At 70.4% G+C, this 24503-nt stretch carries 24 protein-coding genes and 1 other RNA gene; 12 read left to right on the top strand and 13 right to left on the bottom strand.

Annotated features, from left to right (window positions below; genetic code table 11):
- The first annotated feature begins 79 nt into the window (after positions 1–79).
- Positions 80–601, top strand: a complete 522-nt coding sequence (gene infC, locus G4G93_RS15565) for a translation initiation factor IF-3 (RefSeq protein ID WP_063920055.1) — start codon at positions 80–82, stop codon at positions 599–601.
- Positions 602–737: 136 nt separating this feature from the next.
- On the opposite strand, the gene G4G93_RS15560 is transcribed toward infC, so the two are convergent.
- Together G4G93_RS15560 and G4G93_RS15555 are read right to left on the bottom strand one after the other, a co-directional pair.
- Positions 738–3002, bottom strand: a complete 2265-nt coding sequence (locus G4G93_RS15560) for an amylo-alpha-1,6-glucosidase (RefSeq protein ID WP_165085403.1) — start codon at positions 3000–3002, stop codon at positions 738–740.
- A 591-nt stretch (positions 3003–3593) separates the two neighbouring features.
- Complete coding sequence (locus G4G93_RS15555) at positions 3594–4727, bottom strand: glycosyltransferase family 4 protein (protein WP_165085313.1); 1134 nt, start codon at positions 4725–4727, stop codon at positions 3594–3596.
- Positions 4728–5076: 349 nt separating this feature from the next.
- On the opposite strand from G4G93_RS15555, the gene rpmI reads away from it, so the two are divergent.
- From rpmI to G4G93_RS15515, 8 genes are all read left to right on the top strand, one after another.
- A complete protein-coding gene (gene rpmI, locus G4G93_RS15550; RefSeq protein ID WP_007561407.1) occupies positions 5077–5280 on the top strand; it encodes a 50S ribosomal protein L35 in 204 nt (67 codons plus the stop codon).
- 65 nt (positions 5281–5345) lie between these two features.
- Positions 5346–5723, top strand: coding sequence for a 50S ribosomal protein L20 (gene rplT / locus G4G93_RS15545; protein ID WP_048428158.1), 378 nt, complete (start codon positions 5346–5348; stop codon positions 5721–5723).
- Between the two features lie 172 nt (positions 5724–5895).
- Complete coding sequence (gene pheS, locus G4G93_RS15540; RefSeq protein ID WP_165085311.1) at positions 5896–6978, top strand: phenylalanine--tRNA ligase subunit alpha; 1083 nt, start codon at positions 5896–5898, stop codon at positions 6976–6978.
- Positions 6979–7001: 23 nt separating this feature from the next.
- The gene (locus G4G93_RS15535) at positions 7002–7331 is read left to right on the top strand and encodes a hypothetical protein (RefSeq protein WP_165085309.1); all 330 of its coding nucleotides are present in this window, start codon (positions 7002–7004) and stop codon (positions 7329–7331) included.
- The gene (locus tag G4G93_RS15530; RefSeq protein ID WP_165085307.1) at positions 7331–7816 is read left to right on the top strand and encodes a hypothetical protein; all 486 of its coding nucleotides are present in this window, start codon (positions 7331–7333) and stop codon (positions 7814–7816) included. The genes G4G93_RS15535 and G4G93_RS15530 overlap by 1 nt, the downstream gene beginning before the upstream one ends.
- Before the next feature lie 18 nt (positions 7817–7834).
- Complete coding sequence (pheT, locus tag G4G93_RS15525) at positions 7835–10258, top strand: phenylalanine--tRNA ligase subunit beta (RefSeq protein WP_165085306.1); 2424 nt, start codon at positions 7835–7837, stop codon at positions 10256–10258.
- A 60-nt stretch (positions 10259–10318) separates the two neighbouring features.
- Entirely contained in the window at positions 10319–11242 is a 924-nt protein-coding gene (locus G4G93_RS15520; protein ID WP_165085304.1) for a DUF1186 domain-containing protein, read from the top strand.
- Positions 11243–11545: 303 nt separating this feature from the next.
- The gene (locus G4G93_RS15515) at positions 11546–13543 is read left to right on the top strand and encodes a methyl-accepting chemotaxis protein (RefSeq protein ID WP_206289787.1); all 1998 of its coding nucleotides are present in this window, start codon (positions 11546–11548) and stop codon (positions 13541–13543) included.
- A gap of 18 nt (positions 13544–13561) precedes the next feature.
- On the opposite strand, the gene G4G93_RS15510 is transcribed toward G4G93_RS15515, so the two are convergent.
- Together G4G93_RS15510 and G4G93_RS15505 are read right to left on the bottom strand one after the other, a co-directional pair.
- A complete protein-coding gene (locus G4G93_RS15510) occupies positions 13562–13981 on the bottom strand; it encodes a hypothetical protein (RefSeq protein ID WP_165085303.1) in 420 nt (139 codons plus the stop codon).
- A gap of 33 nt (positions 13982–14014) precedes the next feature.
- A complete protein-coding gene (locus G4G93_RS15505; RefSeq protein ID WP_165085399.1) occupies positions 14015–14794 on the bottom strand; it encodes a molybdopterin-synthase adenylyltransferase MoeB in 780 nt (259 codons plus the stop codon).
- 184 nt (positions 14795–14978) lie between these two features.
- Between G4G93_RS15505 and dapE the strand changes: the two genes are divergently transcribed.
- Together dapE and G4G93_RS15495 are read left to right on the top strand one after the other, a co-directional pair.
- Positions 14979–16145 (top strand): succinyl-diaminopimelate desuccinylase, encoded by a 1167-nt coding sequence (dapE, locus tag G4G93_RS15500; protein ID WP_206289786.1) that lies wholly within the window; start codon positions 14979–14981, stop codon positions 16143–16145.
- A gap of 51 nt (positions 16146–16196) precedes the next feature.
- A complete protein-coding gene (locus G4G93_RS15495) occupies positions 16197–16766 on the top strand; it encodes a hypothetical protein (RefSeq protein ID WP_165085301.1) in 570 nt (189 codons plus the stop codon).
- Here the strand turns inward: G4G93_RS15495 and G4G93_RS15490 are convergent.
- The 8 genes from G4G93_RS15490 to ffs form a co-directional block, all read right to left on the bottom strand.
- A complete protein-coding gene (locus G4G93_RS15490; protein WP_165085300.1) occupies positions 16705–17070 on the bottom strand; it encodes a hypothetical protein in 366 nt (121 codons plus the stop codon). The genes G4G93_RS15495 and G4G93_RS15490 overlap by 62 nt on opposite strands.
- Before the next feature lie 92 nt (positions 17071–17162).
- A complete protein-coding gene (gene truA / locus G4G93_RS15485) occupies positions 17163–17915 on the bottom strand; it encodes a tRNA pseudouridine(38-40) synthase TruA (protein WP_165085299.1) in 753 nt (250 codons plus the stop codon).
- Positions 17915–18847, bottom strand: a complete 933-nt coding sequence (gene fmt / locus G4G93_RS15480; RefSeq protein ID WP_165085298.1) for a methionyl-tRNA formyltransferase — start codon at positions 18845–18847, stop codon at positions 17915–17917. Before fmt ends, truA begins: the two co-directional genes overlap by 1 nt.
- Before the next feature lies 1 nt (position 18848).
- Positions 18849–19364 carry a peptide deformylase gene (def, locus tag G4G93_RS15475; RefSeq protein ID WP_165085297.1) on the bottom strand — a complete coding sequence of 172 codons (516 nt, stop codon included), beginning with the start codon at positions 19362–19364 and terminating at the stop codon, positions 18849–18851.
- 143 nt (positions 19365–19507) lie between these two features.
- Positions 19508–20113 (bottom strand): recombination mediator RecR, encoded by a 606-nt coding sequence (gene recR, locus G4G93_RS15470; protein ID WP_165085296.1) that lies wholly within the window; start codon positions 20111–20113, stop codon positions 19508–19510.
- 168 nt (positions 20114–20281) lie between these two features.
- Positions 20282–20602: a YbaB/EbfC family nucleoid-associated protein gene (locus G4G93_RS15465; RefSeq protein ID WP_165085295.1), complete on the bottom strand. Its 321-nt coding sequence runs from the start codon at positions 20600–20602 to the stop codon at positions 20282–20284.
- Positions 20603–20665: 63 nt separating this feature from the next.
- Entirely contained in the window at positions 20666–22591 is a 1926-nt protein-coding gene (locus G4G93_RS15460; RefSeq protein ID WP_165085293.1) for a DNA polymerase III subunit gamma/tau, read from the bottom strand.
- Positions 22592–22653: 62 nt separating this feature from the next.
- Positions 22654–22750, bottom strand: an RNA gene (ffs, locus tag G4G93_RS15455) — signal recognition particle sRNA small type.
- A gap of 114 nt (positions 22751–22864) precedes the next feature.
- Between ffs and G4G93_RS15450 the strand changes: the two genes are divergently transcribed.
- On the top strand, positions 22865–23866 hold the full coding sequence (locus tag G4G93_RS15450; protein ID WP_165085292.1) for an alpha/beta fold hydrolase: 1002 nt from the start codon (positions 22865–22867) through the stop codon (positions 23864–23866).
- 43 nt (positions 23867–23909) lie between these two features.
- Here the strand turns inward: G4G93_RS15450 and G4G93_RS15445 are convergent, their stop codons facing one another.
- Positions 23910–24500 carry an NUDIX hydrolase gene (locus G4G93_RS15445; protein WP_165085290.1) on the bottom strand — a complete coding sequence of 197 codons (591 nt, stop codon included), beginning with the start codon at positions 24498–24500 and terminating at the stop codon, positions 23910–23912.
- Between the last annotated feature and the right edge of the window lie 3 nt (positions 24501–24503).

Genomic DNA, 24503 nt, shown 5'->3' with positions numbered 1-24503 from the left:
TGAGGGGCGTTCGGTCAGCGGACCGCCGACCGACGACGTGATTGAGGAGAATGAAGCCATTCGCAGACCTATGAGAGCCATGCCGGCCCCGCAGAAGGACGGGCCGCGCGCCAACCGAGACATCCGCGGCGTCCGCGAGGTGCAGCTCATCGACGATACCGGCCAGAACCGCGGCGTCATGGGCTTCTTCGAGGCGCTGCAGGTCGCCGAGGAAGCGGGCCTCGACCTCGTCGAGATCGCGCCGAACTCCGTGCCTCCGGTCTGCAAGCTTCTCGACTACGGCCGCTTCCGCTTCAACGAGCAGAAGAAGCAGGCCGAGGCGCGCAAGCGGCAGAAGACCGTCGAGGTCAAGGAGATCAAGCTCCGGCCCGGCATCGACAAGCATGACTACGAAGTCAAGATGAAGGCCGTGCAGCGGTTCTTCGAGGAAGGCGACAAGGTCAAGGTGACCCTGCGGTTCCGCGGCCGCGAGATGGCGCACCAGGATCTGGGCCTGCGCCTGCTCGAGCGCGTCAAGGCCGAGACGCAGGAGATCGCCAAGGTGGAGAGCGAGCCGCAGCTCGAGGGCCGCCAGATGATCATGATCCTGGCGCCGCGCTGAACGCAGCGTCGGGCCCCACCGCGCTCCAGGGCGCGGCACGGATCACGGAAGCGCTTCGGGCACGGGCCTGTCGTCGAAGACCCGCGCGAGAAGCATCGAAGGGCCGGGCATGTCCCGGCCCATCGCATTTTCGAGGCTACTTCAGCAGCACTACCTGCGCGTCGCCGGTCCGGCGCAGCACGTTCACCGTCACGTCGGTACCGTGGCGGTGCAGCAGCAGGTCGACGTGGCTGTCACCGAGCTTCAGGTTGCGGATCAGCACGTCGTCGAGGAAGGCCGGCAGGATCGGATCGCGGAATCGGATCCGGTTGCGGTCGTGCCGCAGTTCGAGCCCGAGGCAGGCGGCCAGGAACGCGAAGGGCGCCGCCGCCGCCCAGGCCTGCGGGCTGCACGCCACCGGATAGTTGGTCGGCCCGCGCTGCTTGCGCTGGATGAAGCCGCAGAACAGCTCGGGCAGCCGCCGCCCCTCCTGGTAGAGGGAGGCGCCGTGCTGGCCCTCGAAAACCCGCGCGGCCTCCGCCTTCAGGCCGTAGCGGGCGAGGCCGAGCGCGATCAGCGCGTTGTCGTGCGGCCAGATCGAGCCGTTGTGGTACGACATCGGGTTGTAGCGCGCCTCGCCGACCGCGATGGTGCGCACGCCCCAGCCGTTGAACCCGTCCTTCGACATCAGCACCGCGGCGACGCTCGCCGCCCGCTCCGGATAGGCGATGCCGGTGAAGAGCGCGTGGCCGGCATTCGAGGAGCGCACGGCGCAGGGGCGCTTGTCGCCGTCGAGGGCGATGGCGTAGGTGCCGATCTCAGCCAGGTAGAACTTCTCGTCGAAGGCCTGGCGCAGCCGCTCGGCCTCGCCCTTCAGGCGCTCCGACAGCACATCGTCGCCCATGAGCGCGGCGAGCTTCGAGGCACCCTTCTTGGCGGCGTAGACGTAGCCCTGGACCTCGCAGAGCGCGATCGGCCCCTGCGCCATGCGGCCGTCGGCGTGGAAGATCGAATCGTGGCTGTCCTTCCAGCCCTGGTTGGCCAGGCCCTTCTCGGTCTCGCGGGCGTATTCGACGAATCCGTCCTTGTCCCGGTCGCCGTACTCGTCGATCCAGTTGAGGGCCGCCAGGATGTTGGGCCAGATCGCCTTGATGGTCGCCTGATCGCCGGTCTGCTCGTAATACTGCCCAGCCAGCATCACGAAGAGCGGCGTCGCGTCGATGGTGCCGTAATAGAGCCGGAACGGCACCTCGCCGAGAATCGCCATCTCGCCGTTGCGGGTCTCGTGCAGGACCTTGCCGGGCTGGGCGTCGGCGGCCGGGTCGACCGTGGTCGCCTGCGTCGCCGCGAGGTGGCGCAGCACGCCCTTGGCGATCTCGGGATCGATCCACAGGGTCATCATCGCCGTGATGATGCCGTCGCGGCCGAAGACCGTGCTGTACCAGGGGATGCCGGCATAGGGGTAGATGCCGTTCGGCGTGCGGCTGAGCAGCATGTAGAGGTCGGCCGTCGAGCGGCAGGCGGCCTCGTTGAACTGGTCGTTTGAGCTCTCGATCGTGGTGATGTTGGCGGTGGCCTTGCGCAGGTCGCGGCGCGCGTCGCGGTAGGCCAGCGCGAAGGTCATGCCCTCGCCCTTCGGGTGACCGTCCTCGCGGCGCGGGCTCGGATAGGCCGCGTGGGTGAAGGGCAGCGCGCTGCCGACCACCGCCTCGCCGTCGCGGCTGTGATCGACCGTGTCGCAGATCGCCCGCACGAAGATCGAGGCACGCCCACCCGGGGCGAGCTTGACCTCGAACTCGGCCTTGTGCGCCTCGAGCCGCACGGGCTTGGGGCCGAAGCGCAGGCGGGTGGTGCGGCGGCGGGCGTCGAGCCCGTCATAGGTGAACGTCACCTCGCTGGTCCCCGTCACCTCGACGCTACGGGTGCCGCGATGGGCCCGATCGCTGCCGCGCACCTCGAACAGGTCGCGGAAATCGGCGTCGAAGCTCAAGGCGACGCGCAGGTGCCGCGCCTTGGTGTCGTAGTTGCGCAGGCCGATCCGGTCGTAGCAGGTGCCGCGGAACAGGAATTTCGTTCGCTCCAGCGCGATGATCTCACGCGGGATGCTGGTCTCGTCGCCGGCATCGAGCCGGATGTCCGGCGTCGTCAGGTCGACCGAGAGGGCGCCGTTATCGTCCTGGACGACGGAGCCGAGCAGCATCGGCCGCTGGCCCTCGACGGTCAGTTCCAGCCGCGACAAGAAGCGCGTGTCCTGGAAGTACAGCCCCTCGGGCCCAGGGAAGACGCCGATATCGCCGTAGCTGTCGAGCACCGCGAAGGCGTCGCCATGCTTGAGCGAGCGCAACTGGCGCTCGACCAGCGAGGTCTGGGCCTCGATGTGGTACTGCGGCAGCGTCTCGTCGTCGGGGGCGGTCGCGACCATCGGCACGATTGGACTCCTTCATCGCTCCGCGAGGCGTCGCGGGGATCGGGGGGCGAGATCTGGGGGGCTCCGGGCGCGGGGCGCACGGGCGATTCGCGGGTCGGGACCCACGCTAGGGCGAATGTGGGCCATCATGCGGCGGGCGCCAGGGGGGAAACGGCGGGGGATCGGCCCGGATTTCGGGCAGGGGCGCCAAGCCGGCGCGGGAAGGCGCCCCTTTCCGCTCGGACCGGTGCCGGTTGGGCCCCGGAGGTTTCCCATCCACCGCGTCACACGATTTCCGATCGATCGCTTCGCGATGCGGAGATCAGCTTCGGCCAGAGGCCGCGTGGGCCGATGATACGAAGTCCGGGGCCGCGCAGCGGAGCCCGGTATCCGGAACCACGGATTGTTCGGGATCAAGCGCAGAGGGGTCCGCCGCGTTCGTCATCACCGGAATGTCCGGTTTTTAAGGCTCCGCTGCGCAACCCCGGATTGACCGGGAGGGCATGGTTGCCGTCGGGAGCGACCGAGGGTTTCGGCATAAGAAAAAGGCCCGGCCCCTTGCGGGGACCGGGCCTCGTCTCGTTCGTCGGCCGGTATCGGGGCGGATCAGACCGCGCGGAGCACCGGATGCACCGTCGCGCCGTTGGCAGCCCCGTTGAGGGCGGCGGGGGCTCCGATGGTCAGGCCCGGGATCTTGATCGCGTCCAAGTCGCCGGCGAGCAGCGATTCGTAGGCGGCGACGTAGGAACGGGCCATGACGCTCGCGGTGAAGCGGGTCTCGAAGTAGCGGCGCACGCCCTCGCGGCTCATCGCCTTGCAGGTCTCGACCGCCGCGATGGCCTCGTCCATCGAGTCGACCACGACGCCCGAGACCCCGTCCTTGATGACCTCCGGCACGGAGCCGTTGCGCCACGCGATCACCGGGGTACCGGCCGACATCGCCTCGATCATTACCAGGCCGAAGGGCTCCGGCCAGTCGATCGGGAAGGCGAGAGCCAGGGCGTTGCCGAGGAATTCGTGCTTCTGATCCTCGTTGATCTCGCCGATATACTCGACCAGCGGGTGGTGGGTCATCGGCTCGATGACCTCGTCCCAGTATTCCTGGTCGGCCTTGTCGACCTTGGCGGCGATCTTCAGCTTCACGCCCGAGGCCTTGGCGATCTCGATGGCGCGGTCGGGGCGCTTCTCCGGGGAGATGCGGCCGAGGAAGGCGAGGTAGCCGCCGTCCTTCGGCTTGGCCGAGAAGCGGCAATTCTCCGCCGGCAGGCCGTGATGGATAGTCTGGAGCCAGTTGGCGTTCCCGGGCATCGGCCCGCGCTGGTGGTCGGAGATCGACACCAGGGGCATGCCCGTGAAAGTGCGGTAGACCGGCATGAAGTCCGGCACGTCGAGCCGCCCGTGCAGGGTGGTGACGCACTTATGGTTGAATTCCTCGAACAGCGGGTACTGCAGGAGGTCGATGTGGAAGTGGATGACGTCGAACTCGTCCGCGCGCCGGCGCAGGTGGTACAGCATGGCGAGGTGGCTGGCGACGTGGTCGCGGATGCCGGCGAGGCGCAGGCCCTCCGGGCAGCAGGCGACCAGCTTGGCGCTCGTCTCCGAGTCGCCGCTCGCGAACAGCGTGACGTCATGGCCCTGCCGGACCAGCTCCTCGGTCAGCCAGGAGACGACACGCTCGGTGCCGCCGTAGAACTTCGGCGGAACGGCCTCCGCGAGAGGGGCTACCTGGGCAATGCGCACGACGGATTCTCCTGAGACGCCCAACGATGGCGGGTCATGTTGGGGGGAGTTAAGCAGGATGGGGCCTGAGCGGGACATGAACGAAACCGCGCACCCGAGCTTATGGTTCCGGTGCGGCGCACAACGCCAGCGCGAGGGCCCGGTCGTTCCCGTGTCACACAGGGGTGCAGCGCCCGACGATGCGACGATTGCGTGAAACGCCGCGCCCTGCTATAGCGCGCGCCTCGCCGAACCGCCCGGCCGTGAGGGCTGCCGTGGCGGTTCGTGTCGCTCCACACCATCGATCGAGCGCGATCGTCGGGGCCCGCCCGTGGCGGAAACCCGGTGGAGTTCGCGTCAGGAGAGCAAAATGCCCAAGCTGAAGACCAAGTCGGGCGCCAAGAAGCGCTTCAAGATCACCGGGACCGGCAAGGTCATGTACGCCCAGGCCGGCAAGCGCCACGGCATGATCAAGCGGACCACGAAGCAGATCCGCAACCTGCGCGGCACGACCACCCTGTTCGAGGGCGATGCCGCCAACGTGAAGAAGTACTTCCTGCCGAACGCCCGCTAAGAACCGGCTTCGCCGAGAAGACGCTTCGTCCCGCATCTGTTTCGTAGAACCCCCAGGAGATCACCATGGCCCGCGTCAAACGCGGCGTGACCAGCCACGCCAAGCACAAGAAGGTTTTCAAGGCCGCCAAGGGCTATTACGGCCGGCGCAAGAATACGATCCGGATCGCCAAGCAGGCGGTCGAGAAGGGCATGCAATATGCCTACCGCGATCGGAAGAACAAGAAGCGCAACTTCCGCGCCCTGTGGATCCAGCGCATCAACGCCGCGGTCCGTCCGCATGGCCTGACCTATTCGCGCTTCATCGACGGCCTGGCCAAGGCCGGCGTGCAGGTCGACCGCAAGGCGCTCTCGGAGCTCGCCATTCACGAGCCGGCGGCCTTCGTCGCCGTGGTCGAGAAGGCCAAGTCGGCCCTGCCGGCCGAGCTCGTGAAGGCGGCGTAACGCCGAAGTCACGGCCCGCGCCTGCGCGGGCCTTTTCGGTTCCCTCGACGACCGGACATCACGGCCCGCCCTCGCGGGCCGTTTTGCGTTGCGAGGGGGCCATCCGCCCGCCCGGGTTGACGGGGTGGGCGGCGCGTTGCAGGGCATCCGCCGAGCCCCGATTGAGCAGACCATGACCGATCTCACCAGCCTCGAAACCGATCTCCTCGCCCAGGTCGCCGGCGCCATCGACGAGGCGGCGCTCGAGGGCGTGCGCGTCGCCGCCCTCGGCAAGAAGGGCGCCGTCTCCGAGCTGCTGAAGACCTTGGGGAGCATGAGCCCGGAGGCGCGCAAGGAGCAGGGCCCGCTGATCAACGGCCTGCGCGACCGGGTCCAGGGCGCGATCCTGACCCGACGCGAGACACTGGCCGAAGTAGCCCTCGCTGCGCGGCTTTCCGCCGAGCGCATCGACGTGACGCTCCCGGTGCGCGAGGGGCCGGAGACGCGCGGGCGCATCCATCCGATCACCCAGGTGATGGACGAGATCACGGCGATCTTCGGCGATATGGGCTTCTCGATCGCGGAGGGGCCCGACGTCGAGACCGACGATCTGAACTTCACGGCGCTCAACTTCCCCGAGGGCCATCCGGCCCGGGAGATGCACGACACCTTCTTCCTGCGGCCCGACCGGGACGGGAAGCGCAAGCTCCTGCGCACCCACACCTCGCCGGTCCAGGTCCGCACCATGCGCTCCGTGCAGCCGCCGATCCGGGTGATCTGCCCGGGCCGTACCTACCGGCACGATTCCGACCAGACCCACACCCCGATGTTCCACCAGGTCGAGGGCCTGGTGATCGACCGCCAGGCGAACATCTCGCACCTGAAGTGGATCCTTGAGGAGTTCTGCAAGGCGTTCTTCGAGGTCGACAGCGTCAAGATGCGCTTCCGGCCGTCGTTCTTCCCCTTCACCGAGCCCTCGGCCGAGGTCGACATCCAGTGCTCGCGGAAAGGCGGCGAGATCCGCTTCGGCGAGGGCGACGACTGGCTCGAGATCCTCGGCTGCGGCATGGTCCACCCGAACGTGCTGCGGAACTGCGGCCTCGACCCGGACACCGTGCAGGGCTTCGCCTGGGGCATGGGCATCGACCGGATCGCGATGTTGAAATACGGGATGCCGGACCTGCGCCCGTTCTTCGAGGCGGATGTCCGCTGGCTCGAGCATTACGGCTTCCGGCCCCTCGACATCCCGAGCCTGGTCGGCGGCCTGACCGGCTAAGAGACGCTTGCGCGAGGCGCACCATGACCGTGGACGAGATCACGACGATCGCCGATGAGATCCTGAACCGGTATCTCACCGCATCCGGCTACGAGCGGGTCGAGGTGCGCCCGGGCTACAACCAGTCCGACGAGCCGTCGCTGTTCGTCGTCGCTCATATGAAGCCGGGCTCGGGCGTGACCGGGGGCAAGGAGTCCAATGCAGCCAATGCGGCGCTCTGGCTTGCCTTGCGTGAGATGGGGGAGGAGCGCTTCCCCTATCTCGATTTCGATTATCCGGACGACGAGATCTTCGAAGGTGACGACGAAGATGATCGGGAACTGGATGATCGGGATTCGGAAGTGAACGCGTAATGGCGCGGCTCGGCAATCCCCTCGTCTACGATCTCCTCGTCGTCGCCGACATGCTCGCCGCGCAGCGTGGGCGCCGCAACCTGCAGAAGGTCGCGATGCGCCGTGCCATCAGCAGTGCCTATTACGCCGTATTCCACGGGCTCTGCTTCGTGAGCACGCGCGCGCTCGGCCTCTGGCGACGAGACCCGGCGCTGACCGAGCCGGTCTACCGGCTCCTTGACCACGGCCAAATCCGAAGGCGCCTGGCCGCGCGGGAGGCGGCCGAACTCGGACCGATCGTCGTCGAGATCGGCGCAGCCTTCGCCTATCTCCGGGATCGCCGGCATCAGGCGGATTACAGTCCGCCCAGCCTGAATATCCATCGCGACGTGACTCGCAACATCGTGGCCCGCGCGAAGCAGGCCGTCGCCGATCTCGAAGCCCTCGACGACGACCAGTGCCGCCACCTGGCCGTCCTCCTCATCACGAAGACCCGGCTCGCCTGAGCCGAGAGGTTAGATCCCATGAAATTCACCCTCTCCTGGCTCAAGGACCACCTCGACACCGACGCCTCCCTCGACGCGATCGTCGAGACGCTGACCCGCATCGGCCTCGAGGTCGAGCGCGTCGAGGACAAGGCGGCGGCGCTCGCGGCCTACCGCATCGCCGCGGTGCTCACCGCCGAGCAGCACCCCAACGCCGACCGCCTGCGGGTCTGCACGGTCGAGACCGGCGAGGGCGCGCCCGTCCAGGTCGTCTGCGGTGCGCCGAACGCGCGCGCCGGCATGAAGACCGTGTTCGCCCCTCCGGGCACCTACGTGCCGGGCAAGAACATCACCCTGTCGGTGGGCGTGATCCGCGGCGTCGAGAGCCGGGGCATGCTGTGCTCGGGCGCCGAACTCGGCCTGTCGGACGACCATGACGGCATCCTCGATCTGCCCGCCGACGCGCCGGTCGGCCAGCCCTTTGCTGCCTTCGCCGGCCTCGACGACCCGGTGATCGAGATCAACCTGACCCCGAACCGGCCCGATTGCACCGGCATCCACGGCATCGCCCGCGACCTCGCGGCGGCCGGTCTCGGCACCCTGCGGCGCCAGCAGATTCCGCCGGTACGGGGGGAGGGGGCCTGCCCGGTCACGATCACCCGCGACTTCGCCCCCGAGGACGCGCATCTCTGCCCGCTCTTCGGCCTGCGGCTGGTGCGCGGCGTCAAGAACGGGCCGTCGCCCGAGTGGATGCGCCGGCGCCTGACCGCGATCGGCCTGCGGCCGATCAATGCGCTCGTCGACATCACCAACTACGTCACCTTCGACCGCGGTCGGCCCCTGCACGTCTTCGACGCGGCCAAGGTGAAGGGCAACCTCACCGTGCGCCGCGCCCGCGACGGCGAAGAGGTGCTGGCCCTCGACGGCCGTCAGTACCGGCTCGACGACGGCGCGATCGTCATCGCCGACGAGACCGGCGTCGAGTCGATCGCCGGCATCATGGGCGGTGAGCATTCCGGCTGCGACGAGGGCACGACCGACGTGCTGATCGAATCCGCCCTGTGGGATCCGCTCACCATCGCCCGCACCGGGCGCCGCCTCGGCATCGTCACCGATGCCCGCTACCGGTTCGAGCGCGGGGTCGATCCGGCCTTCGCCCTGCCGGGCCTCGATCTCGCGACCACGCTGGTGCTCGACCTCTGCGGCGGCACCCCGAGCGAGGCGACCGTCTCGGGCGAGGCGCCGGACACCGATCGCATCATCGACTTCCCGTGGACCGAGGTGCGCCGGCTGTCGGGCCTCGACCTGCCGCGGCCCGAGATGAAGGTGACGCTGGAATCGCTCGGCTTCCACGTCGCCGGCTCGGGCGACCGGGCCAAGGTGCTGTCCCCGTCCTGGCGCCCGGACGTCGAGGGCAAGGCCGACCTCGTCGAGGAGATCGTGCGCATCGCCGGCCTCGACCGGATCGAGCCCAAACCCCTGCCGCGGATCGAGGCGACCGTCATCCGCCCGGTCCTGACGGTGATGCAGAAGCGCACCCGGCAGGCCAAGCGCGAATTCGCCGCCCGCGGCCTCGTCGAGGCGGTGACCTGGTCGTTCATCGCACATGCCGACGCGACCCTGTTCGGCGGCGGCAAGCCCGAGCTGGCGCTGGCGAATCCGATCGCCGCCGACCTGTCGGACATGCGCCCGAGCCTGGTGCCGGGCCTCGCCCGCGCCGCGCAGCGCAACGCCGATCGCGGATACGGCGACGTCGCCCTGTTCGAGGTCGGGCAGTGCTTCGCCTCGGACCAGCCGGAGGGGCAGACCACCAAGGCGACGGCGCTCCGCCGCGGCTCCGCCCGCCACGGCGGCGGCGGCCGGCACTGGGACGGCGCCGCCCGTCCCGTCGACGCCTTCGAGGCCAAGGCCGACGCGCTCGCCCTGCTCACGGCGCTCGGCGTGCCGACCGGCGGCCTCCAGGTCGTGGCGGGTGGGCCGGACTGGCTGCATCCCGGCCGCTCCGGCACGCTCCAGTTCGGGCCGCGCAACCAGGTCGGCTTCTTCGGCGAATTGCATCCGCGGGTGCTCAAGGCCCTCGACATCAAGGGCCCGGTGGTGGTCTGCGAGATCACCCTCGACGCCCTGCCGGTCCCTAAGCACCGGCCGACCAAGATGAAGCCGGCCGTACACCTGCCCGACTTCCAGCCGCTCACCCGCGACTTCGCCTTCGTGGTGTCGCGCAGCGTCGCGGCGGGCGACATCCTGAAGGCGGCGCAAGCCGCCGAGCGCAATCTCGTGACCGGCATCGAGGTGTTCGACGTCTACGAGGGGCCTGGGATCGGCGAGGACCAGAAGTCCGTCGCCGTGGCGGTGCGGCTCCAGCCGACCGACCGCACCCTCACCGATGCCGAGATCGAGGCCGTGAGCCAGAAGATCGTCGCCGAGGTGACGCGCAAGACCGGCGCGACCCTTCGGGGCTGATTCCCCAGCATGCCGGCGGCGCGGTGCGCGCCGCCGGACAGACGGAGCGCGGAGGCGGGCATGGCGGATACCGATCTGATCCGGGAACTCTCGGCGGCGACCTACCTGCCCGAGGAGGCCCTGAAAACGGCGCTGGCGGCACCGGACGCGATCGCCGAGCCGGTCCTCGAGATCCTCGGCCGCGCCGCCGACGGCGAGGCCGAGGCGCTGACCGAGCCCGAGCGGACCCTGCTGTTCTGGGGCATCCACGTCCTCGCCTCGGCCCGGGATACCCGCATCCAGGCCCCCCTGATGCGGCTCCTGCGCCGCGACGACGACGCGATCTCGGCGGCGCTCGGGGAGGATTACCCGAACACCCTCGCGGCCCTCGTCGCCGGCAGCTTCGACGGCGATGCCGACCGTCTGCTCGCAGCCATCGCCGGCGAGGCTCCCGTCGGCATCGCGCGGATGCAGCTCTTTCACGCCCTCGCGCTGCTGACCGCCGACGGGCGCATCGACCGCGAGACGGTGAAGGCGTTCCTGGTTCGCTTCGACGACGAGCGTCTGGCCCCGCCCGATGCCGAGGAGGTCTGGCAGGGTTGGGAGGACGCGGTCTCGCTGCTGGGCCTCGACGACCTCGTTCCCCGCCTCAAGGCGGCGCTTAAGGACGGCCGCAACACCGGCAACGTCGTCGATTGGGACACGGTGCAGGAGACCGTGAAGGAGGCCCGCCTGCGGCCGAAGAGCCGCGACCGCTTCGACGACCTGCTGGTCGACTATCTCGACGACCTGATCGGGGCGCTGGGGCATACCCGCGAGGGTGCCTACGACCACCTGCCCGACCTCGACGAGGACGGCCTGCCAATCCCCGAGCGCAACCCCTACCGAGACGTCGGCCGCAACGATCCGTGTCCCTGCGGCAGCGGCAAGAAGTTCAAGAAATGCTGCCTCGACAAGGTCGAGCAGGGCCTGGCCGCCCTGCCGCCGCTGCCGCCCATGCGGTGACGGCCCGGGCGCGGGCCGAAAGCGGCGCAGCAGTCTGGCTGGCACATCGGTGTGGCCGGGGTCTCGACGGCGCGCACACGTCCTCTACATGGTGGCCGCCTGCCGCTCGGCATTCGAAGCACGGCGCTGCGTCGGCTTCCCTTCGGCCGTGCCGCAGCGTGCAGAGATCGAAAGATTGCGCGCGATATAACAGTTACGGCAGGGACAATCTCAAAATCCGACCAATTTTCTGCCGCTTTACGAAATATTTTTGAGATTGACGCAAGGTTCCGGGGAAACCGTGTCCAAGACTGGAAACCCGCGATGCGTATCCAACTGCGTGCGCGCCTCTACGGCGGCTTCACGCTCCTGGCAATTCTTGCCGCCGTGATGGGCGGATTTTCCTACCGCCAGCTCGACAGTCTCGACCAGACTTATCAGATCAAAGGGCAGATCGAGCAGGCGGCGCGTGAACTGTTCACGCTCACCGGCCTCATCGACCGCTTCACGGCCCAGGCCACCCGATATCGGGTCATGCAGACGCCGGAGGCCGAGGGCGGAATGCGCTCCAACCTCGGTGAGATCGTCCCGCTCGCCGAAGGTCTCGCCCAGCGGGCCATGATCGAGGAGCGGCGGGCGCTCTACAGCGACCTGGGCCGGCAGGCGGACCGCCTCGCGGCGGAGATCCCGCGGGTGGTCGCGCTCGGCACGCAGATCCGTGAGAACAAGGCCGGCGTCTATACCTCGGGCGACGATCTGACCAAGGCGTCGGGGGCCCTCATCGCCCAGCTCCGGTCGGGCGGCGACGAGACGACGCTGGCCTACGCAGTGGAGATCGAGCGCACCCTGCTGCTGTTCCGCGTCATGAACTGGCGCTTCCTGGCGACCACCGATCCGAAGACCCGCGCCCTCTCCGCCGCGCAGTTCACCAGCGCGGAGGCGACGATCGCGAAGCTGAAGGGCCTGAACCTGACGCTGGCGCAGCGGCGGGACCTCGGCACGGTCGAGGAGGCGCTCCACCGCCTCAACCGACACATCACGGCGGCGGCCGCGGCGATGCTCGAGAGCCAGGCCCTGTACCAGGACAGCATCACACCCAAGGCGGAGGCGATCGCGGCCGCGGGCGCCACCGTGCGCGGCAAGCTCGAAGCGGCGGTCCAGGAGATCGACGCCAACACCGCCGGCACGATGCGGGCGGCCAAGCAGGTGCAACTCGCGCTCCTCGCCCTGATCCTGGGCCTCAGCGCCGCCCTGGCGGTCCTGATCGGGCGCAGCATCACCCGTCCGATCATCGGCATGACCCGGGCGATGAGCCGGCTTGCGGCAGGCGAGACCGCGGTCGTGGTACCGTCGCAGGACGCGACCGACGAGATGGGCGAGATGGCGCGGGCCGTGGAGGTCTTCCGCCGGAACGCGGTCGAGCGCCTCGCCCTCGAGGCCGACCGGGAGGCGCAGGCCTCCGCCCGGCAGCGCCGCGCCGACCGGGTCGACGCGCTGATCACCGCCTTCCAGCAGCGGGTCGCCGGCTCGCTCGAGATCGTCACCTCCGCCGCCTCCGAACTCGACGCCACCGCCCGCTCGATGACCCAGGTCGCCGACGGCACCAACGCCCAGGCGGTCGCCTCCAGCGCCGCCGCCGAGGAGACCTCCGCCAACGTCCAGACCGTCGCGGCGGCGGCGGAGGAGATGGTGGCCGCGCTCGGGGAGATCGAGCGGCAGGTGATCCATTCGCGGGAGGTCGCCGGGCACGCCGCGAACGAGGCCGAGGCCACGAACCTCGCCATGGCGAGCCTCGGCACCGCCGCGAACCAGATCGGCGCTGCCGTCACCACGATCTCGGCCATCGCCAGCCAGACCAACCTGCTGGCCTTGAACGCCACCATCGAGGCGGCCCGGGCCGGCGAGGCCGGGCGCGGCTTCGCGGTGGTGGCGGCGGAGGTCAAGGAACTCGCCGGCCAGACCGCGCGGGCGACCGAGGAGATCGGCGGCCAGATCGGCGCGATCCAGGACGCCACCGCCCGGGCGAGCGCCGCCATCCGGCAGATCGGCGGCACGATCGCGGCCCTGAACGAGATCAGCGGTGCCATCGCGGCGACGGTGGTGGAGCAGACCGCCGCGACGACGGAGATCTCCCGCAACGCCACGCAGGCGGCGAGGGGCACCCAGGACGTCTCGGCGAGCGTCGCCCGCGTGCTGAGCCTGGCCGACGAGACCGGCGGCGCCGCCTCCCAGGTACTCATGGCCGCCGCCGAGCTGGCGACGCAATCGCTCACCGTCAAGCAGGAGGTGGACGGCTTCCTGGGCGACATCCGGGCGGCGTGAGCGGCCCCTCGGTTGGTCTCAGCGCGCGTAGGAGAACGTCGCGCAGAGGCCGGAACCGGATTCGCCGGCCGGGAGGGTCTCGCCGCTGAACGCGGCGAGGGTCAGCGACCGGCCGGCGTCTTTCCGATAGGCGACGATCCAGCGCACCGGCGCTCCGCACAGGGTGTTGCCGTGCAGGAGCTTGGGATCGGCGGGTGGCGTCACCTTCAGGATGCGCGCCGGCACCGGCCCCGACAGGGTAGCGAAGGCCGGCACGTCGGCGGCGACGGAGAGCGGCACGATCCGGCCCGCCGCGACCAGCCGCGTGGGCGATAACGAGATGTCGCCGGTGATCGCCATGGCTGTCTTGCTCAAGGCCGTCCACCGCTCGGCTCCCGGACCTGCGAGAACCGGAGCGGCCGCGAGCAGCGAGGCAGCGACGAGATAACGGCGCATCATGCGATCAGCCCTCCGGCGCGCCCTCGCGGCCGCTCACGCCGCCGTCCCGCTCAACGGGTTGCTCGGGTCCCAGGCATAGGACAGCGTCTCGAAGCGCAGCGAGCGGGCATCGACCATCAGCAGGCGACCGACCAGGGGCTCGCCGAAGCCGGCGACGGCGCGGATCACCTCCAGCGCCATGAGCGAGCCCATCAGGCCGGCCAGCGCCCCGAGCACCCCGGCCTCGGCGCAGGTCGGGACCGAGCCGACCGGCGGCGGGCTCGGGAACAGGCAGCGATAGGTCGGGTTCGGCCGGCCGTCCGGTCCGGTCTCGTGGGCCCGGATGGTGGTGAGCGAGCCGTCGAACTGGCCGAGGGCCGCGGTCACCAGGGGTCGGCGGGCGCGGTAGCAGGCATCCGAGACGGCGTAGCGGGTGGCGAAATTGTCCGAGCCGTCGGCGACGAGGTCGTAGGCCGCGATCAGGCCTTCGGCATTCTCGGGGGTGAGCCGGGTGGCATGGGTCTCGATCCGGACGTTCGGGTTGAGCCGGGCCACGGCTTGCGCCGCGCTCTCGACCTTCGGGCGGCCGATGTCGGGCGTGCCGTGGATCACCTGGCGCTGCAGGTTCGAGAGCGAGACGGTGTCGTCGTCGACGATGCCGATCGTACCGATCCCGGCTGCCGCGAGGTACTGGATCAGCGGTGCGCCGAGGCCCCCGGCACCGACCACCAGCACCCGAGCGCTCTTGAGCCGGACCTGGCCGGGGCCGCCGACCTCCCGCAGCACGATATGGCGGGCGTAGCGTTCGATCTCGTCGGGGCTGAGCGCGGTCATCCGGCACAGGTAAGCGAGACGCACGCCCCGGGGAAGGCTTTTGACGGGAAGGCCTTCGACGGAGGGCCTTCGACGGCGGCGGTTCTCATCCGCGCCGTTCGGCGCTACGCCTCGCGACGGATCCTGCCCTCGAACCGCCGGCTGCCCCGTGACCGATTCCCATGTCCCCCCGACCCCTCCGCCGTTGTCCCTGGCCCAGGGGCTGATCCGCTGCCCCTCCGTGACGCCGAACGAGGGCGGGGCGCTCGCCTACCTGGCGGGGATCCTGTCCGAGGCCGGCTTCACGGTCGAGCGGCCGGTCTTCTCGGAAGCAGGCATGCCGGACATCGAGAACCTCTATGCCCGCATCGGCGAGGGGCCCTGCCTGCTGTTGGCCGGGCATACCGACGTGGTGCCGCCGGGCGACGCGACGGCCTGGCGCCACGACCCGTTCGGGGCCGCGATCGAGGGAGGGGAGCTGTTCGGCCGCGGCGCCGTCGACATGAAGGGCGGCATCGCCTGCATGCTGGCGGCGGTGCTGGCCTTCCTGGCGCGGCGCGGGCCGGATTTCGGCGGCGCCATCGCGTTCCTGATCACCGGCGACGAGGAGGGGCCGGCGGTGAACGGCACGGTGAAGCTCCTCGACTGGGCACGAGCCCGGGGTGAGCGCTTCGCCCATTGCCTGCTCGGCGAGCCCACCAATCCCGACACCCTGGGCGAGATGATCAAGATCGGCCGGCGCGGCTCGCTCACGGCCAACCTGACCGTGCACGGCGTCCAGGGCCATGTCGCCTATCCGCACCGGGCCGAGAACCCGATCCCCGGCCTCCTGCGCCTGGCCCAAGGCCTGCTCGCCGAACCGCTCGATGCCGGCACGGCGCATTTCGATGCCTCGAACCTCGAATTCACCACCATGGATGTCGGCAACCCGGCGACCAACGTGATCCCGGCCGAGGCGCGGGCGACCTTCAACATCCGCTTCAACGACCTCTGGACGCCCGAGACCCTGGCGGCGGAGCTGCAACGGCGTCTCGCCGCGGCCGCGGGCAACACGGTGCGCTACAGCCTCGACGTGCGGCCGACCAATTCCGTCGCCTTCCTGACCGAGCCCGACGCCTTCGTCGAGCAGGTGGCGGATGCGATCGAGGCCGAGACCGGCCGCAGGCCCGCCCTCTCGACCACCGGGGGCACCTCGGATGCCCGCTTCATCAAGGATGCCTGCCCGGTGATCGAGTTCGGTCTCGTCGGGCGGACGATGCACCAGGTCGACGAGCGGGTCACGCTCGCCGATCTCGACCGGCTGACGGCGATCGTCGGTCGGGTCCTGGACGGGTATTTTCCCGGCGCTGCCGCGACGCACCATCCGGCTTGACCGGCCTTAGACGAAAGTTGAATCTGGCGGTCTCTATCCTGGAGGCCGCCGATGTTCGTGAGCGCTGACGAGGTCGCCCGCTCCCTGCGCGGGACCGCCGGACTGATCGGGCGTCGGCCGGACGCCCTGCGCCACTTCGACGTCAGCGAGCGCGGCTTCTGGCGCTCCTTCGGGGCGGTCTGGCTCACGGCGCCGGCGGTGACGGTGGCGTTGTTCCTGGAGCGTGGGGCCGGCACGGCGCCGTTCCAGCTCGACCACGTGACGGCAGCCCTGCTCGCCGGGCTGGCGGCGGCGTTCCTGCCGGTGCCCCTGGCGATGATCGCGGTCCTGCGCCGCCTCGACCGGACCCGGGCCTACGTGCCCTTCGTGGTCGTGACCAACTGGCTCCTCGCCGCGGGCCTCGTCGCCCTGGCGCTGCCGGGCTGCCTGCTGCTCCTCGGCCTCGCGACGCCGGGCCTCGCGGCAATCGAGGCCGGTGCCTTCGCGGTGGTGTTGCTGTGGCTGCACGGCCGCGCCGCCCGGGCGATCCTCGGCCTGCCGGGACCCGCCGCGGCGTTGGTCACCTTCGCCTGCTTCGGGCTGATCGTCGGCTTTGCCGGCGGGGCGCATGCGCTGGTGTGATCGGGATTCCAGCCGCGACCAGCGTGCCGAGCTCCACGGTCATCCGCTGCTCCAGGAGCTTCATGTCGGCCCGGGCGCTCGCCGAGCCGAGATCCACCCGGTGGGACAGGTCTGCGATATCCGCTTTCGGGCGGCCCTCGGTCTCCCGTAGATCCACCTTCAGCCGATTGTCATTCTCCCGCAGATCAGCCCGTGGAGAAGTCTCGACTTCGCGCAAATCTGCCCGCAGCGAAGCCTCGGACTTCTGCAGGTCCGTTCTCAGCGCGACCTCGATCTCCCGCAGGTCGGCCTTGGTCGCGAGCAAAGCCAGATCCGACTCGCGCCCGTCCTTCAGCGTGCCCGATGCTCACGATGCCGGAAACGCCGGATCCGGCCAAGCGCCCGGATGGCGCCGGGTCAGCCGAACTCCGCCGGATAATCCACCCCGATCAGCGTCAACCCGCCCGAGGGCGCGAGAGGCCCGCAGCGGGTACGGTCGCGGGAATCGAGCACGTCACGCACGCCCTGCGGCGTCAGCCGGCCGCCGCCGGCCAGCATCAGGGTACCGACCATGCCGCGGACCTGATGGTGCAGGAACGAGCGCGCCGCGGTGACGACGACGATCTCCTCGCCCTCGCGGGTCACGTCGAGCCGGTCGAGGGTGCGCACCGGGCTGTTGGCCTGGCACTCCGCCGCCCGGAAGGCGGAGAAATCGTGCCGGCCGAGCATCAGCTGCGCGCCCTCGTGCATCAGCCCGGCATCCAGCGCCCAGGGCACGTGCCAGACGAAGCCGCGGGTCAGGGCCGGCGGGGAGCGGCGGTTGAGGATGCGGTAGCGGTAATGGCGCTTGATCGCCGAGTGGCGTGCGTCGAAATCCGGGCTCACCGCGGCGGCCGAGATCACCGCCACCGGCTCCGGCCGCAGATGCGCGTTGGCGGCGTCGCGCACGGTGTCGGTGCGCCACGGCTTGTCGAGGTCGAGATGGACGACCTGATGGGTGGCGTGCACCCCGGCATCGGTGCGCCCGGCGCAGTGGACCCGCACCGGCCCGCCGACGAAGCGGGCGATCGCCTCCTCCAGCGCCTGCTGCACCGAGCGGTCGGCGGCCTGGCGCTGCCAGCCGGCGAAGGCGGTGCCGTCATACTCGACGACGAGCTTGTAGCGGGGCATCAGGCGAGGCGGGTGCCCGGCTCGAGCCGGCGGCCGCGGGCGAAATCCTCGAACGGCATCGCGCCCTTGCCGGCGGGCTGGACGGTGACGAGGCGCAAGGCGCCCTCGCCGCAGGCGATCGTGCCGGCCGCGTCGAGGAGCGTGCCGGGTTCGCCCGATCCGTCGGCGAGACGGGCGCGCAGCACCTTCACCCGCTCCGGCCCGCGGCCGAAATCGGCCATCAGGTAGGCGCCCGGGAACGGCGACAGGCCGCGCACCCGGTCATGGAGGGTTTCGGCCCCTTCCGACCAGTCGAGGCGCGCCTCCTCGTTGGTGATCTTGTGGGCATAGACGACGCCCTCGGACGATTGCGGCCGGAATTGCAGGTTGCCGCGCTCCAGCGCCCCGAGCGCCCGCGCCATCAGGTCGGCGCCGAGCGGCATCAGCCGGTCGTGCAGCTCGCCGGAGGTCATGTCGGGGGTGATGGCCACCCGCTCGACCATGCCGACCGGGCCGGTATCGAGGCCCGGCTCCATCCGCATCACCGCGACGCCGGTCTCCTCGTCCCCGGCCATCACGGCGCGCTGGATCGGCGCGGCACCGCGCCAGCGCGGCAGCAGCGAGGCATGCAGGTTGAGGCAGCCGAGGGACGGCGCGTCGAGGATCGCGGGCGGCAGGATCATGCCGTAGGCCACCACCACGGCGACGTCGGCCTCGTGGGCGCGGAACGTCTCGGCCGCTTCCTCGGTACGGAGCGTCGCCGGCGTCAGCACCGGCAGCCCGAACTTTTCCGCGAGCGCCTGGACCGGGGAGGGGCGCAGGGCCATGCCGCGGCCGGCAGGTGCCGGCGCGCGGGTATAGACCGCCACGACCTCGTGGCCGCCGCCGACGATCTCGGCCAGCGTCGGCACCGCGAAATCCGGGGTGCCCATGAACACGACCTTGAGGGGCATCCTAGGCGGCTTCGCGCTTGGCCGCCTTGGCGAACTTCTTCATCACCCGATCGCGCTTGAGCTTCGACAGGTGGTCGATGAACAAGACGCCGTTGAGATGATCGATCTCGTGCTGGAGGCAGGTGGCGAGCAGGCCGTCGGCCTCCTGCTCCACGGTCTCGCCGTCGAGGGTACGGAAGCGCACGCGCACCCGGTCGGGGCGGATCACCTCGGCGTAGTAATCGGGGATCGACAGGCAGCCTTCCTCGTAGGTGCGGGTCTCCTCCGAGGTCCAGACGATCTCGGGATCGAGCAGGACCAGGGGGCTGCGCTCGTCCTTCTCCTTCGACGTGTCGATGGTGACGATGCGCACCGCCTCGCCGATCTGGATGCCGGCGAGGCCGACGCCGGGCGCGTCGTACATCGTCTCCAGCATGTCGGCCGCGAGCTTCCGCACGTCGCCGGTGATCGTACCGACCGGAGCCGAGATCTCGCGCAGGCGCGCGTCCGGAAGGATGACGAGGGGACGGATGCTCATTCGGGCGCCAGCAAAGTCGGGGGGCCGGGCGCCGCAGCGGCGCCCGCAAGTTTCCGGGAAATAAGGATTCGTCTCCGCCGGGTCAAACCCGATGATGGGGCCCGCCGGAGCACCGCCCGATCGCGCGGCCCTCCGGCCGTGCTCTAGAACGCGGTGCGCTGCCGGATCGCCGCCGAGAGGGTGCCCTCGTCGAGATAGTCGAGTTCGCCGCCGACCGGCACGCCGTGGGCGAGCCGCGTCACCTTGATCGGCAGGTGGGTGAGCAACTCGGTGACGTAGTGGGCGGTGGTCTGGCCGTCGACGGTGGCGTTGAGGGCCAGGATCAGCTCCCGCATCTCCGGTGCGCTCACCCGCTCGACCAAGCGGCTCAGGTTCAGGTTCTCCGGCCGCACCCCGTCGAGGGCCGAGAGCACGCCGCCGAGCACGTGGTAGCGCGCCGTCACGGCGCCGGAACGCTCGAGCGCCCAGAGGTCCGAGACATCCTCGACCACCACCAGCATCGAGGGATCGCGGCTCTGGTCGCGACAGATCGTGCAGGGATCCTGCGTGTCGACGTTGCCGCATTCATGGCAGACCACGATCCGGTCGGCGGCGATCCGCATGGCGTCGGCGAGCGGTGCCAGCAGCGTCTCGCGCTTCTTGATGAGCTGGAGGGCGGCCCGGCGGGCCGAGCGCGGCCCGAGGCCGGGCATGCGGGCCAGGAGCTGGATCAGCCGTTCGATCTCCGGACCCGCGACGGCCTGGGGCATGAAATTCGGGCCCTGCTCTAGGAATGAAACGCAATGTCCCTCCCCCTTGTGAGGAGGGGGAGAGAGCTTCAGCAGATTTCGCAAAAGCAGTTGCCGGTTTTGCGACAAAAATCTGCGACAAACGAGAGCCCAAGCGGACGACGCGTTGGCCGGCCAACGCAACTCCGCTTAGAACGGCAGCTTCATGCCCGGGGGCAGCGGCAGGCCCTTGGTCAGTTCCTGCATCCGCTCCTGCGCGGCACGCTCGGCCTTGGCCTTGGCATCGGTGAGAGCCGCGACGATCAGGTCCTCGAGAATCTCCTTCTCGTCAGGCACCAGCAGCGACGGGTCGAGGGTGAGACCCTTCACGTCGCCCTTCGCGGTCATCGTCACCGAGACGGAGCCGCCGCCGGACGCGCCCGTGACCTGGACGCCGTCGAGCTCGGACTGAAGGTCGGCCATCTTCTGCTGCATGGCCTGGGCCTGTTTCATCAGTCCCATGATGTCCATGGCGGCGTCCTCGTGCTGTGAGAGAGAAATCCAAACGGATGTGGGGTGCCGGCGGCCCGTTCGCTACAGGTCCGGATCGTCCGCCTCCGGCGGCGGGATATCGCCCGTCACGGCCGGGTCGGGTGCCTTGTCGCGCACGTCGACGATCTGGGCGCCCGGGAAGTTCTTCAGCACCGCCTGGACCAGCGGATGGCTCGCAGCGCCTTGGTGGCGGCTCTGGACCGCGGCCTTGGCGCGGGCGTCGAGCGTCGCCTCGCCGTCCTCCTTGGACAGGGCCACCACCCAGCGCCGGCCGGTCCACGCCTCGAGGGCGCGGGCGAGATCGGTGCCCAGCGTCGGCCGGCCGCCCTCGGCGAGGCGGAACTCGATGCGGCCATCCTCGAACCGCACCAGGTGGGCGTCGCGCTCCAGCGCCATCTTCAGGCCGATGTCCCGGCGCTCGTCGGCGAGCGCGACGACGTCCTCGAAGCGGCGCAGGCGCGGGCCGGAATCCGGCTTGCTCGCGGGGGGCGCGGACTGGACCAGGGTCGGGCGCGGCATCGCCGGGGGCGGGGCGGGGCGGGGCGCCGCCTCGACCGGGGGCGCCTCGGGCAGGCTGCGCGCCAGGGCCGGTGCGGCGGCGCTCGTCGCACGCAAGGTGGGGACGGGGGCGGGGCTCGCCGCCGGCATCACCGGGGCGACCGGGGAAGCCACCTGCATCGAGGGCGCGGAGGCGGGAGCCGCCGACGGCGCCCGGGCCGGCAGGGCGAGGCTGCCGCCGTCCTTGATCTGGCGCAGGGCCTCGTCGGGGGTCGGCAGGTCGGCGGCGTAAATCAGGCGCACCAGCGCCATCTCGGCCGCAGCCAGCGGCCGGGCTGCCGCCTGCACCTCGGGGATCGCCTTGAGCAGGATCTGCCAGGCCCGCGACAGGGCGCGAACCGAGAGCCGGTCGGCGAAGTCGCCGCCGCGCACCCGCTCGACCTCGCTGAGCGAGGTGTCGGAGCGCGCGGAGTCGGGGGCGAGCTTCAGCCGCGTGACGAGGTGGGTGAACTCGGCGAGGTCGGACAGGACCACGCCGGGATCGGCCCCGGCCTCGTGCTGGGCGCGCAGCTCCGCGAACGTGGCGGGCACGTCGCCGCGCATCGCCGCCTCGAACAGGTCGACGACCCGGGCCCGGTCGGCGAGGCCGAGCATGTCGCGCACCGTCTCGGCGGTGACGTGGCCGGCGCCGTGGGCGATCGCCTGGTCGAGAAGCGACAGCGAGTCGCGCACCGACCCCTCGGCGGCCCGCGCGATGGCGGCCAAGGCCTCGGCCTCGGCCGAGACGCCCTCGGCATCGCAGATCTTCTGGAGATGGGCGATCAGGGCGCCGGCCTCGACCCGGCGCAGGTCGAAGCGCTGGCAGCGCGACAGGATGGTGACCGGAACCTTGCGGATCTCGGTGGTGGCGAAGACGAACTTCGCGTGCGGCGGCGGCTCCTCCAGCGTCTTCAGGAAGGCGTTGAACGCCTTCTCGGACAGCATGTGGACCTCGTCGACGATGTAGACCTTGTAACGCGCCGAGACCGGGGAATMTCGKATGCCGTCGATGATCTGGCGGACGTCGTCGATGCCGGTATGCGAGGCGGCGTCCATCTCCAGCACGTCGATGTGCCGGGATTCCATGATGGCGGCGCAGTGCAGGCCGAGACGGGGCAGCCGGATCGTCGGTCCGGCATTGGCATCGTCGGGCAGGGCGTAGTTGAGGCCGCGGGCCAGGATGCGGGCGGTGGTGGTCTTGCCGACGCCGCGCACGCCGGTGAGCATCCAGGCCTGCGGGATGCGGCCGGCCTCGAACGCGTTCGCCAGGGTGCGCACCATGGCGCCCTGGCCGATCAGGTCGTCGAAATCCTTGGGTCGGTACTTGCGCGCCAGGACCCGGTAGGCGGGAGCCGGCCGACGGCTTTCGGCCGCGCTGAACCCGGGGAGACCCGGCTCGTCGATCGAGGGCGTGCCGGAAGTCTCGTCCATGCGCTCGCAGGGTCGTGAGGGCGGCCCCCGGAGGGGGGCGCACGCGCTCCTGAAAGGGGAGGGGTGGGAGGCTGGACGAAAACCCGCTCGGTCTCGTTAGGGCTGCTTCCTTCCGGACCTGACCCGGTTGGCGAGTGAAACGTCCCTCGCCAACCTCCCGAGGCTTATATGGCGGGACACCGCCGGAAACGCAAGCGTGGCCTCGACCGGGAGCCATGCCCCACGGCGGCCCAGTGTTGTAAGAGCCTGCTATCCCCACCGGAGTCCCGCCCGATGCGTCTCCCGCTCCTCGCGCTCTGCCTCGTCTCGGCGTCTCTGGCGTCCTCTGCCGCCATCGCCGCCCCCTCCTACGGGTCCGAGCTCGAGGGCTTCGACTACCCCTACCCGGTCAGGCGCCACGCCTTCGCGTCGCAGGGGCAGGAGGTGTCGATGGCCTTCATGGACGTGGCGCCGGAGCGGCCGAACGGCCGCACCGTGGTGCTGCTCCACGGCAAGAATTTCTGCGCCGCCACCTGGGGCGACTCCGTCGGCGTGCTGGCCCGGGCCGGCTACCGGGTGCTCGCCCTCGATCAGGTCGGCTTCTGCAAGTCGACGAAGCCGGCCGGCTACCAGTTCAGCTTCCAGCAGCTCGCCGCCAACACGAACGGCCTCCTCGCCGCCCTCGGCATCGGGAAGGCGACGATCGTCGGGCATTCGATGGGCGGCATGCTGGCGGCCCGCTATGCCCTGATGTTCCCCGACGCGGTCGAGCAGCTGGTGATGGTCGATCCCCTCGGGCTCGAGGACTGGCAGCAGAAGGGCGTGCCCTACCAGACGATCGACGCCGCCTACGCCGCCGAACGCAGGACGAATGCGGCGAGCATCAAGGCCTACCAGCTCAAGTTCTACTACGACGGCCAGTGGAAGCCGGCCTACGACCGCTGGGTCGAGATGCAGGCCGGGCTCTATGCCGGCCCGGGCGCCGAGCGGGTGGCCCGGAACCAGGCCCAGACCTCCGACATGGTGTTCACCCAGCCGGTCGTGCACGAACTCGACCGGTTGCGCGTGCCGACGGTGCTGATGGTCGGGACCAAGGACCGCACGGCCCCGGGCGCCAACCGTGCCGCGCCGGCCCTCGCCGAGACCCTGGGACGCTACGACCGGCTCGGGCCGGAGGTGGCGGGGCGGATCAAGGACGCGCGGCTGGTGACGTTCGAGGGCTTGGGCCACGCGCCGCAGGTCGAGGCACCGGACCGGTTCCACGAGGCGCTGCTGCGGGAGCTGGCGGGGCGATAAGGGCCGGTCCCGACGCGCCTGCACCGGGACCGCCCACGCCCGATCACACGCCGCGCACCAGCCGCAGCAGATCCTCCGGCAGATCGCCCCGCCGGGCCCGCTCGGCGAGGCACAGGAGCAAAGCCACGCTCGGCCCGTCGGTGATCGCCCCCGTCAGCGCCTCGCCGACGGCCTCGGCGAAGGGGAGGCGGCGCAGCCGCAGGCTCTCCTGCGGGTCCGGGTGGGCCGGGCCGCGGCGCAGGTTCCAGGCGACGAAGCCCGGCACCCGCTCGCTGGAGATGCCCGGCGAGGCGTCGAGGCGCAGCAACTCGAGCCACGACTCGGCCTCGTCGCCGGTCTCCTCCTTCAGCTCGCGCCGGGCCGTGGCGAGCGCCTCGTCGGCGACCGGGCCGGAGCCGCGCGGCAGCTCCCAGGTGAAGCGGTCGAGCACGTAGCGGTACTGGCCGATCAGGCTGACCCGGCCCTCGGGATCGACCGGCAGCACCGCGACGCCGAACACCTTGAACCGCAGGGCGACATGCGGGTGCTCGCGGCCGGATTCATGGCGCAACCGGTCGAGGTCGAGCCCGAGATAGCGGTCCTCGTAGCGGCGCTCGCGCGAGAGCGTGACCCAGGGATTGCGGCGGTCGATCATGGC

Origin of the sequence: Methylobacterium sp. DB0501, assembly GCF_011043735.1 — a bacterium.
Lineage (GTDB): Bacteria > Pseudomonadota > Alphaproteobacteria > Rhizobiales > Beijerinckiaceae > Methylobacterium > Methylobacterium alsaeris.
Note: the sequence above shows the minus strand (reverse complement) of the source record. Positions and strands in the feature narration are given on the sequence as shown.

What these genes read in the sequence shown, in the direction of transcription:
- infC (WP_063920055.1), top strand. Translation starts at nt 80, where the DNA reads ATGCCGGCCCCGCAGAAGGACGGGCCGCGCGCCAACCGAGACATCCGC.
- G4G93_RS15560 (WP_165085403.1), bottom strand. Translation starts at nt 3,002, where the DNA reads ATGGTCGCGACCGCCCCCGACGACGAGACGCTGCCGCAGTACCACATC.
- rpmI (WP_007561407.1), top strand. Translation starts at nt 5,077, where the DNA reads ATGCCCAAGCTGAAGACCAAGTCGGGCGCCAAGAAGCGCTTCAAGATC.
- rplT (WP_048428158.1), top strand. Translation starts at nt 5,346, where the DNA reads ATGGCCCGCGTCAAACGCGGCGTGACCAGCCACGCCAAGCACAAGAAG.
- pheS (WP_165085311.1), top strand. Translation starts at nt 5,896, where the DNA reads ATGACCGATCTCACCAGCCTCGAAACCGATCTCCTCGCCCAGGTCGCC.
- G4G93_RS15535 (WP_165085309.1), top strand. Translation starts at nt 7,002, where the DNA reads ATGACCGTGGACGAGATCACGACGATCGCCGATGAGATCCTGAACCGG.
- G4G93_RS15530 (WP_165085307.1), top strand. Translation starts at nt 7,331, where the DNA reads ATGGCGCGGCTCGGCAATCCCCTCGTCTACGATCTCCTCGTCGTCGCC.
- pheT (WP_165085306.1), top strand. Translation starts at nt 7,835, where the DNA reads ATGAAATTCACCCTCTCCTGGCTCAAGGACCACCTCGACACCGACGCC.
- G4G93_RS15520 (WP_165085304.1), top strand. Translation starts at nt 10,319, where the DNA reads ATGGCGGATACCGATCTGATCCGGGAACTCTCGGCGGCGACCTACCTG.
- G4G93_RS15515 (WP_206289787.1), top strand. Translation starts at nt 11,546, where the DNA reads ATGCGTATCCAACTGCGTGCGCGCCTCTACGGCGGCTTCACGCTCCTG.
- G4G93_RS15510 (WP_165085303.1), bottom strand. Translation starts at nt 13,981, where the DNA reads ATGATGCGCCGTTATCTCGTCGCTGCCTCGCTGCTCGCGGCCGCTCCG.
- G4G93_RS15505 (WP_165085399.1), bottom strand. Translation starts at nt 14,794, where the DNA reads ATGACCGCGCTCAGCCCCGACGAGATCGAACGCTACGCCCGCCATATC.
- G4G93_RS15495 (WP_165085301.1), top strand. Translation starts at nt 16,197, where the DNA reads ATGTTCGTGAGCGCTGACGAGGTCGCCCGCTCCCTGCGCGGGACCGCC.
- truA (WP_165085299.1), bottom strand. Translation starts at nt 17,915, where the DNA reads ATGCCCCGCTACAAGCTCGTCGTCGAGTATGACGGCACCGCCTTCGCC.
- fmt (WP_165085298.1), bottom strand. Translation starts at nt 18,847, where the DNA reads ATGCCCCTCAAGGTCGTGTTCATGGGCACCCCGGATTTCGCGGTGCCG.
- def (WP_165085297.1), bottom strand. Translation starts at nt 19,364, where the DNA reads ATGAGCATCCGTCCCCTCGTCATCCTTCCGGACGCGCGCCTGCGCGAG.
- recR (WP_165085296.1), bottom strand. Translation starts at nt 20,113, where the DNA reads ATGCCCCAGGCCGTCGCGGGTCCGGAGATCGAACGGCTGATCCAGCTC.
- G4G93_RS15465 (WP_165085295.1), bottom strand. Translation starts at nt 20,602, where the DNA reads ATGGACATCATGGGACTGATGAAACAGGCCCAGGCCATGCAGCAGAAG.
- G4G93_RS15450 (WP_165085292.1), top strand. Translation starts at nt 22,865, where the DNA reads ATGCGTCTCCCGCTCCTCGCGCTCTGCCTCGTCTCGGCGTCTCTGGCG.
- G4G93_RS15445 (WP_165085290.1), bottom strand. Translation starts at nt 24,500, where the DNA reads ATGATCGACCGCCGCAATCCCTGGGTCACGCTCTCGCGCGAGCGCCGC.